5 protein-coding genes are annotated in these 6,780 nt (G+C 65.5%); 4 read left to right on the forward strand and 1 reads right to left on the reverse strand.

Annotation, left to right across the window (positions count from 1 at the left end):
- The first annotated feature begins 192 nt into the window (after nucleotides 1-192).
- The 4 genes from ACREEF_RS15185 (at nucleotide 193) to ACREEF_RS15200 (ending at nucleotide 5,535) form a co-directional block, all read left to right on the forward strand.
- Nucleotides 193-1,026, forward strand: a complete 834-nt coding sequence (locus ACREEF_RS15185) for a hypothetical protein (RefSeq protein WP_431566404.1) — start codon at nucleotides 193-195, stop codon at nucleotides 1,024-1,026.
- 215 nt (nucleotides 1,027-1,241) lie between these two features.
- Nucleotides 1,242-2,075: a hypothetical protein gene (locus ACREEF_RS15190; RefSeq protein WP_431566405.1), complete on the forward strand. Its 834-nt coding sequence runs from the start codon at nucleotides 1,242-1,244 to the stop codon at nucleotides 2,073-2,075.
- A gap of 56 nt (nucleotides 2,076-2,131) precedes the next feature.
- Nucleotides 2,132-4,609: a hypothetical protein gene (locus ACREEF_RS15195; RefSeq protein ID WP_431566406.1), complete on the forward strand. Its 2,478-nt coding sequence runs from the start codon at nucleotides 2,132-2,134 to the stop codon at nucleotides 4,607-4,609.
- 17 nt (nucleotides 4,610-4,626) lie between these two features.
- Entirely contained in the window at nucleotides 4,627-5,535 is a 909-nt protein-coding gene (locus ACREEF_RS15200; RefSeq protein ID WP_431566407.1) for a hypothetical protein, read from the forward strand.
- 93 nt (nucleotides 5,536-5,628) lie between these two features.
- Here ACREEF_RS15200 and ACREEF_RS15205 read toward each other — a convergent pair whose 3' ends face one another.
- On the reverse strand, nucleotides 5,629-6,060 hold the full coding sequence (locus ACREEF_RS15205) for a hypothetical protein (RefSeq protein WP_431566408.1): 432 nt from the start codon (nucleotides 6,058-6,060) through the stop codon (nucleotides 5,629-5,631).
- Nucleotides 6,061-6,780 lie beyond the last annotated feature (720 nt).

Below are 6,780 nucleotides of genomic sequence, written 5' to 3' on the forward strand. Positions count from 1 at the left end.
AGCACGGCGCCTGGAAGTCGCCGATGGCCCTGAACGTCAACATCCCGGTCCCCTCCAAGTCGCTGCTCGCCGGCGCCTATCAGGGCGACCTGACCGTCAACATCGCCGCCTTCTAAGCGAACCGACGCCTGACGGAGGGGCTCAGGCTCCTCCGTCTCCGGCGTCGCCCGACATCTGAACAGGAATCATCAAATGAAAACCGTTTCGCTTCTCGCGGGCGTCGCCGCCCTCGCCCTGTCCGCCGTCGCCGCCCAAGCCGGCGAAGTCTATCACGCCACGGCGACCACTGGTTCGGTCGCGGGTCCGGCCGTGAACGTCCCCGGTGCGCCCGGCGTGTATCTGCTGCCCAACAGCACGATCGACGAAACCTATAATCAAGCTGGCTATCCGGCCAACATCGGTCGCGACTACCTGAAGGCTATCAGCCCGCTGGTGATCGACGACTCGACCGCCCAGATTTCGATGATCGAGATCAAGGGTCTGTCGGCCGACAACAACGGCACGGCGTCGACCAGCGACGGCGCGACCTTCACCCTGAAGGGCGCGGTGTCGACGGACTGCGCCTACTACTCGGGCAGCAGCAACTCGCAGACGATCGACTTCGGCACCATCGGCATCTTCGCCTCGGACAACACCGGTCCGGCCGCCGCCTTCGACATGACCGCCGCCGCCAACGTCACGATCGACAGCAACCTGGCGGGCTGCAACACCTCGAACCGCGTCACCCTGTCCAAGTCGGACGTCCGCGGCCTGGTGAACAACAGCGCCGCCGGCTACGACACCAACGTCTTCCAGGCCAACCTGCCGTTCTCGGTGACGGCCAACTACACCGCCGGCGCCGTCGGCGTGGCGGGCGCGGCTTCGCCGACCTCGCTGGTCCTGGCCGCCGGCTCGAACAGCGTCACCGCCCAGCACGGCGCCTGGAAGTCGCCGATGGCCCTGAACGTCAACATCCCGGTCCCCTCCAAGTCGCTGCTCGCCGGCGCCTATCAGGGCGACCTGACCGTCAACATCGCCGCCTTCTAAGCGAACCGACGTCAAGACAGGTTGCGCGCGGGGCGGCTTCGGCTGCGCCGCGCGTTTTCCTTTCGGTGATCATTGATCGCTATGGTTTTTCGCGGCTTTTCGCCTGTGGCGCGAAGTTTGCGAGACTCGGGTTTGTCGCCATGGGGGCGGCCAAGAACGGAACACCGTCGGAAGCGGCGGCTTTGGGGAAGTGTTCGACGATGGCGCGACGGGGTGTGCGTTTCCCGCGGATGACGCGGGTCTTCGGGGGTGTGGCGGCGCTGGTCGCCGGGCTGCTGTTCATCACGGCCGCCTGGGCGATGCGGGTGTCGCCGATGGTTTCCGAACTGACGACCTCCGGCGCTGGATCGGCCGCCCGGATCGAAGTCGGCAACGTCGGCTCCGCGGCCCTGCCGTTCGAGACGCGCATCACGCGCATGGACATCGACGCCGACGGCAACATGGTCGAAACGCCGGCCGACGAGGACTTCCTGGTCTTCCCGCCGCAAGGGCTGGTGCCGGTCAGCGGCCGTCAGGTCGTGCGCGTTCAATGGGTCGGTGAACCCAATATCGATGTGTCGCGCGCCTATTACCTGTGGGTGAAGCAACTGCCGGTCGCCACCGATCCGAACGTGCCCGAGGGCGGCGGCGCGGTGGCGGTGCAGGTGCTCTACACCATGAAGGCCCTGATCGTGGTCGCGCCTCCGGGCGCCGAGCCCAAGGTCGAGGTCGTGTCGGTCACGCCGGCTATGGTGACGCCGCCCGCGCCCGAAATTGATCCCTCGTTGACGGGCGGGGCGCCCGTCGCCCAGCCGCCGGCCGAGCCGGGTGTCGAAATCGTCGTCTCCAACAGCGGCAAACGCTATGCCCTGATGAGCGGCGCGACCTGGGTGATCGAGGGCACGGACAAGGCGGGTCAGCCTTTCCGCCGGGAATACAACAGCGACGAAGTCTCCAAGACCGTCGGCGTCGGCTATCTGGCGCCCGGCGGCGGCCGTCGCACCTTCAAGGTGCCGACCGGCGTCGAACTGGATCCCGCCAAGCCCGTGAGCCTGCGGTTCGCGCGATGACGATGGGGGGGGCGAAAATCAGGGGAACGGCGTCCCGTATCGCGTTGATCGCGGCGATGCTGGCTGCGCCGACGGGGATGGCGCACGCCGAGAGCGATCAGGACCTGCCGGGCGGCGCGTCGATCGCGGTGGCGCAGCAGCGCCCGAACATCAACCCCTACGACCGCGACATCGCCATGACGGTGCCGCTGAATTTCAACCGGCGCGTCCTGGGCGAAATGCCGGTCCTCCTGACGCGCGACGATCGGTTCATCGTTGAAAGCGCGGGCTTCCAGCGCCTGATCAACCCGCTGTTGACGCCGGAGGCCCAGGCTGAACTGGCGGCGCGGCTGGCGGGCGTCGAATCCTTCGCGCCCGAAGAGATCAACACCACGGGCATCCGCCTCGAGTATGACCCGGATCAGCTGGCGGTGCTGGTGCTGCGGATCGACCCGACCAAACGGTCGATCGAATCGCTGTTCCAGGGCGGACGTCCGGACGAACCCGGGGCGTCGCCCGAGGACATCTCGGCCTATCTGAACACCAATATGTTGGTGCAGCGCCGCAACTCGACCGGCGATGTGGCGGCGCCGAGCGTCTATCTGAACGGCGCCGTCCGGTTCAAGAATCTGGTCTTCGAGTCGGACGTGCAGGGGCGCGAGGACCTGTTCACCGGCGAGTATGAAGTCGACCGTCGCTACGCCCGTTTCGTTTATGACGAGCCCGAGGCGTTCCGGCGTTGGTACCTGGGCGACATGGACCCGGAGACCCGCGGCCGTCAGGGCTATATCCAGATGGGCGGCGTCGGCGTGGCGCGTCAGCGTCAGCGGTTCGAAACCTTCCGCAACAACGTCCTGGCGGGCGGCCGCCAACTGGTTCTGCAGGAAGCCTCGACGGTGCGGGTGCTGCGTAACGGCGTCTTCGTGCGCGAATTCCGTCTCGACCCCGGCCAATACGACCTGTCCAATCTGCCGCTGGAGACTGGATCGAACGATGTCCAACTGGAGGTCCAGAACGAGTCCGGGCGGACCGAGACCATCGCCTACAGCGCCTATCTGGACGCCATCGACCTGGAGCCAGGCGACTATGAGTACGGCGCCTATCTGGGCGTGACCAACACCGGCCTGTTCGGGTCGCCGGAATACAACGACGGCGAGCTGGCCTTCACCGGCTACTGGCGCAAGGCGTTCGAGAATCGACCCGCCCTGGGCGTCGGCCTTCAGGCGTCCGAGCAGGTCCAGAACCTGACCGGCCAGAGCCAGATCATCCTGAAGAACGGCGCGCGCGCGCGGCTGGACGCCTCGGTCAGCAACAGCGATCGCGGCGGCGGCTACGCCTATGCGCTCAGCTATGACCTGGCCGTCGATCAGGGCGACACCTACGACAGCTGGACTTTCGTGGCGGACTATACGTCCGAGGACTACGCCAGCCTGGGCAACGCCACGGCGCAGAATCCGATCTCGTGGATCTTCACGGGGGCCTATTCGCATCGGTTCTCGGCGGACTGGTTGGCCAACGCCACGGCTTCCTACCGGATGAGCCGCAGCGCCTTCCTCGATGATTCCTACACCCTCGGCGCGACCACCACCTATCGCGTGACGCCAGAGTGGGGGGTCCAGTTCGGGGCGGAATACACCGACTACGGCAACACCTTCGGCTCATCGCGCGACGGTTTCGGCTTCACGGTCGCCCTGATCTGGTCGCCGCGCTACGATCGTCGCGGCGAAGCGCGCTACGGCTCCGCGCGCAACACCGGCAGCGTGCGCTTCCAGCAGTCGAGCGAGAACCGCGTCGGATCCCTGGGCTATTCGGTCCAGTCGACCTATGACGATGGGCCCGGCACGGTTTCGGGTCAGGTCGATTATGTCGGCAACCGCTTCGACGCCAGCCTGTCGCACACGGCCTTCGGCCAGTCCTTCAGCGATATCACCGAAGAACAGATCACCACCTTGCGGATCGGCAGCTCTATCGCCACCACCGGCGGCAAGGTGGCGGTCGGACGCAACATCTATGACAGCTTCGCCATCGTCTATCCGCACGAAACCCTGGACGACCACCCGGTCATCGTCGGCGAGTCGTTCCAGCGCGGGAACTACACCGCGCGCTCCGGCGCCCTCGGTCCAGCGTTGTCGAACACCCTGACCTCCTATGTGAACCAGTCGGTGCGCTATGACGTGCTGGACGCGCCGTTGGGCTATGACATCGGCGACGGCATTCTGCGCGTGCGGCCGACCTACAAGAGCGGCTATGCGATCCAGGTGGGCAGCGACGCCTTCGTGTCCGCCCTGGGCCGGATTGTCGGCAACGGCGGCCGTCCCGCCGCGCTGTTGTCGGGCCGCGTGCGCCCGGTCGACGAGCCGAACGCCGAGCCCGAACTGTTCTTCACCAACTCGGTCGGCCGTTTCGCCGTCCAGAAGCTGAAGCCCGGCAAGACCTATCGCGTCGATCTGTTCACGAGTCCGGCCGCCGGTTTCGAGTTCACGGTCCCGGCGGACAACGAAGGCCTGCTGGATATGCAGACCGTCACCCTGCCGATCGACGTGCCGGAAGAATGACTGGAAGGAAGATGACCATGATCTCCGGATCCGTTCGCAACACCCTGATGGCCGCCGCCGTCGCCATGGGCGCGCTGACCCTGGCGGGGCAGGCCTCGGCCCAGGCCAAGTGCAATCTGACGCTGGATCCCGGCGCGGATCAGTGGATCATCCGCTACAATCCGCTCGAGGATGATGCGGCGGTCCGCGATTTCGACCTGGCCCTGGTGAACACCGGAAAGACGCCCTGCAACGGACGCTTCAACGTTTCCTTGCGCGGCGAGCCCTTCGGTCTGGGGGCGCCTGGAACTTCGGTGCGCGTGCCCTACGCCATGCGCGACCAGCGGAGCGGGGCCGATCTGACGCCGCGTTCGGGAACCAGCGAGAACGTGACCGGGGCGCAGATCCATGTCCCGAAGGAAGGCCGCGAGATGGCGCGCATCCGCGTCGCCGTGCAGCCGCCGGCCAATCTGGCCTACGGGCGCTACACCCAGACCGCCTATATCGCCTTGCGGGCCGCCAACGGCGAGGTGCACGCTGAACGGCCCGTGACCCTGGTGCTCGAGACGGCCGCCGCCGCCGTCATCGGCTTGAAGGGCGAGTTCACCCGTCAGAACGGCATCCCCACCATCAGCCTGGGCGAGTTGAGCCAGGGCACGCGCGCGCTCAACACCTCGGTCTATGTCCACAGCACCGCCGGCTACCGGGTCTCGGTCACGTCCCAGAACCTGGGCAAGCTGCGTCAGGCCGGGACCGCCTGGTATATCGACTACGGGCTCCAGCTGGGCGCCCGGAACGTCAACCTGACCGCGCCCTACAGTTTCGATGTCGTCTCGGCCCAGGCCCGCAACGACGACTATCCGTTGACGGTGCGGATTGGCGACACCGCTGGAAAGCGGGCCGGGGACTATAGCGACATCCTGACCTTCACCGTCGCCGCGCTCTGATCGCCGGCGGCGGCGACGCCAGTCTTCGATCAATGAAAAAACGCCCCGCAGAGCATCTGCGGGGCGTTTCCTGTTTGGGCGTCGGTCGCCGCGTCAGATTGGCTGGATCGTCAGGGCCAGGATCAGGGGCTCGTTCAGTTCGACCTCGTCGAAGCGATAGTCGACGGTGCGGATGGTCGCCATACTGGAGCGGCGAAGCTCCAGCATACCGTCCTTGGCGAGGTTCAGGGATCGGTCGCCGTAAATGATCTTGGCCTTCTCGCTACCGACCAGCGGGCGATATTGGGCCGAAACCGTGAACCCGCCGGGGCTGTTGCAGGCCTCGACGACCGAGCCGGCGCGGCCGGTTTCCGCCATCACCGTTCCACTTGGGCGCACCCAGCAGGACACCGGGACAGTGGCCTTCAGTCGATAGGAGTATCCCGCCGAAGGGCCGGCCGAGGCCATCTGCGGCGCCAGTACGGCGGCCAGGCCGGCGGCGATAGCCAGAAACGCGCGGCGTTTTGCCGATCTCTGCTTGGTCATGACGTCCTCATCACCCTTGATTTCAAGGTGACGATACTTGTCGGCCCTTAACTTCCAGCGATTAGACACGCTTAGCGGGCGCTTAAGTCCTATCGTAAACCGACGATAACCTTACTTCTCCTTCAACGCCCCGGCGCTCTGGTCGAAGCGGCTTCGGCGGCTTTCGGAGCCGACCACCGGAGCCGACCACGGCGTCGTGCGGGGCAGGACGCGGTGACCACTCGGGCGCGGCTGCCAGACTGGAGCCGTCCGGAAAAGGACGTGGCAAGGCGCTCCGAGGTCATCTGATCTCCGGGATGGCAGAGTTCTGATAGTTGTTGATGCCTGCCGCTATACGGGGCATGAGCCGATCCGAAACGACCGGGGAAACCGATGAATCACATGGCGGTTATGAAGACTGATTTGGCAGATCGCCTTGAGAGAAAGACCGCTCTTGGTGTGGATGTGATCTCCACATCCGACTTGCTCATCAAAAATAGTGTCCACGGCGGTCGGGTCGAGCGCGAAGCGCCTGACCTGAAGGTTTACTCCAACCTGCTCTTTTGTACCTGGGTATAGATGCCTGTTCACTGAGGACGGCAATCGCGTCGATGCGACGATGTCGATGGCGCCCTGACGTGCCCCTGAGAATTTCCTCCACGCGGAGCTAGAGTCCGGCCCTTGAAAGGACGGACGGAATGAAACGAGCGAGATTCTCGGAAGAGCAGATCATCGGGATCC

This window comes from Brevundimonas sp. (assembly GCF_050729455.1).
Taxonomy (GTDB): Bacteria; Pseudomonadota; Alphaproteobacteria; order Caulobacterales; family Caulobacteraceae; genus Brevundimonas.

Excerpts from the sequence above, each read along its gene's own strand:
- ACREEF_RS15185 (WP_431566404.1), top strand. The coding sequence starts at position 193 with ATGAAAACCGTTTCGCTTCTCGCGGGCGTCGCCGCCCTCGCCCTGTCC.
- ACREEF_RS15195 (WP_431566406.1), top strand. The coding sequence starts at position 2,132 with ATGCTGGCTGCGCCGACGGGGATGGCGCACGCCGAGAGCGATCAGGAC.
- ACREEF_RS15200 (WP_431566407.1), top strand. The coding sequence starts at position 4,627 with ATGATCTCCGGATCCGTTCGCAACACCCTGATGGCCGCCGCCGTCGCC.
- ACREEF_RS15205 (WP_431566408.1), bottom strand. The coding sequence starts at position 6,060 with ATGACCAAGCAGAGATCGGCAAAACGCCGCGCGTTTCTGGCTATCGCC.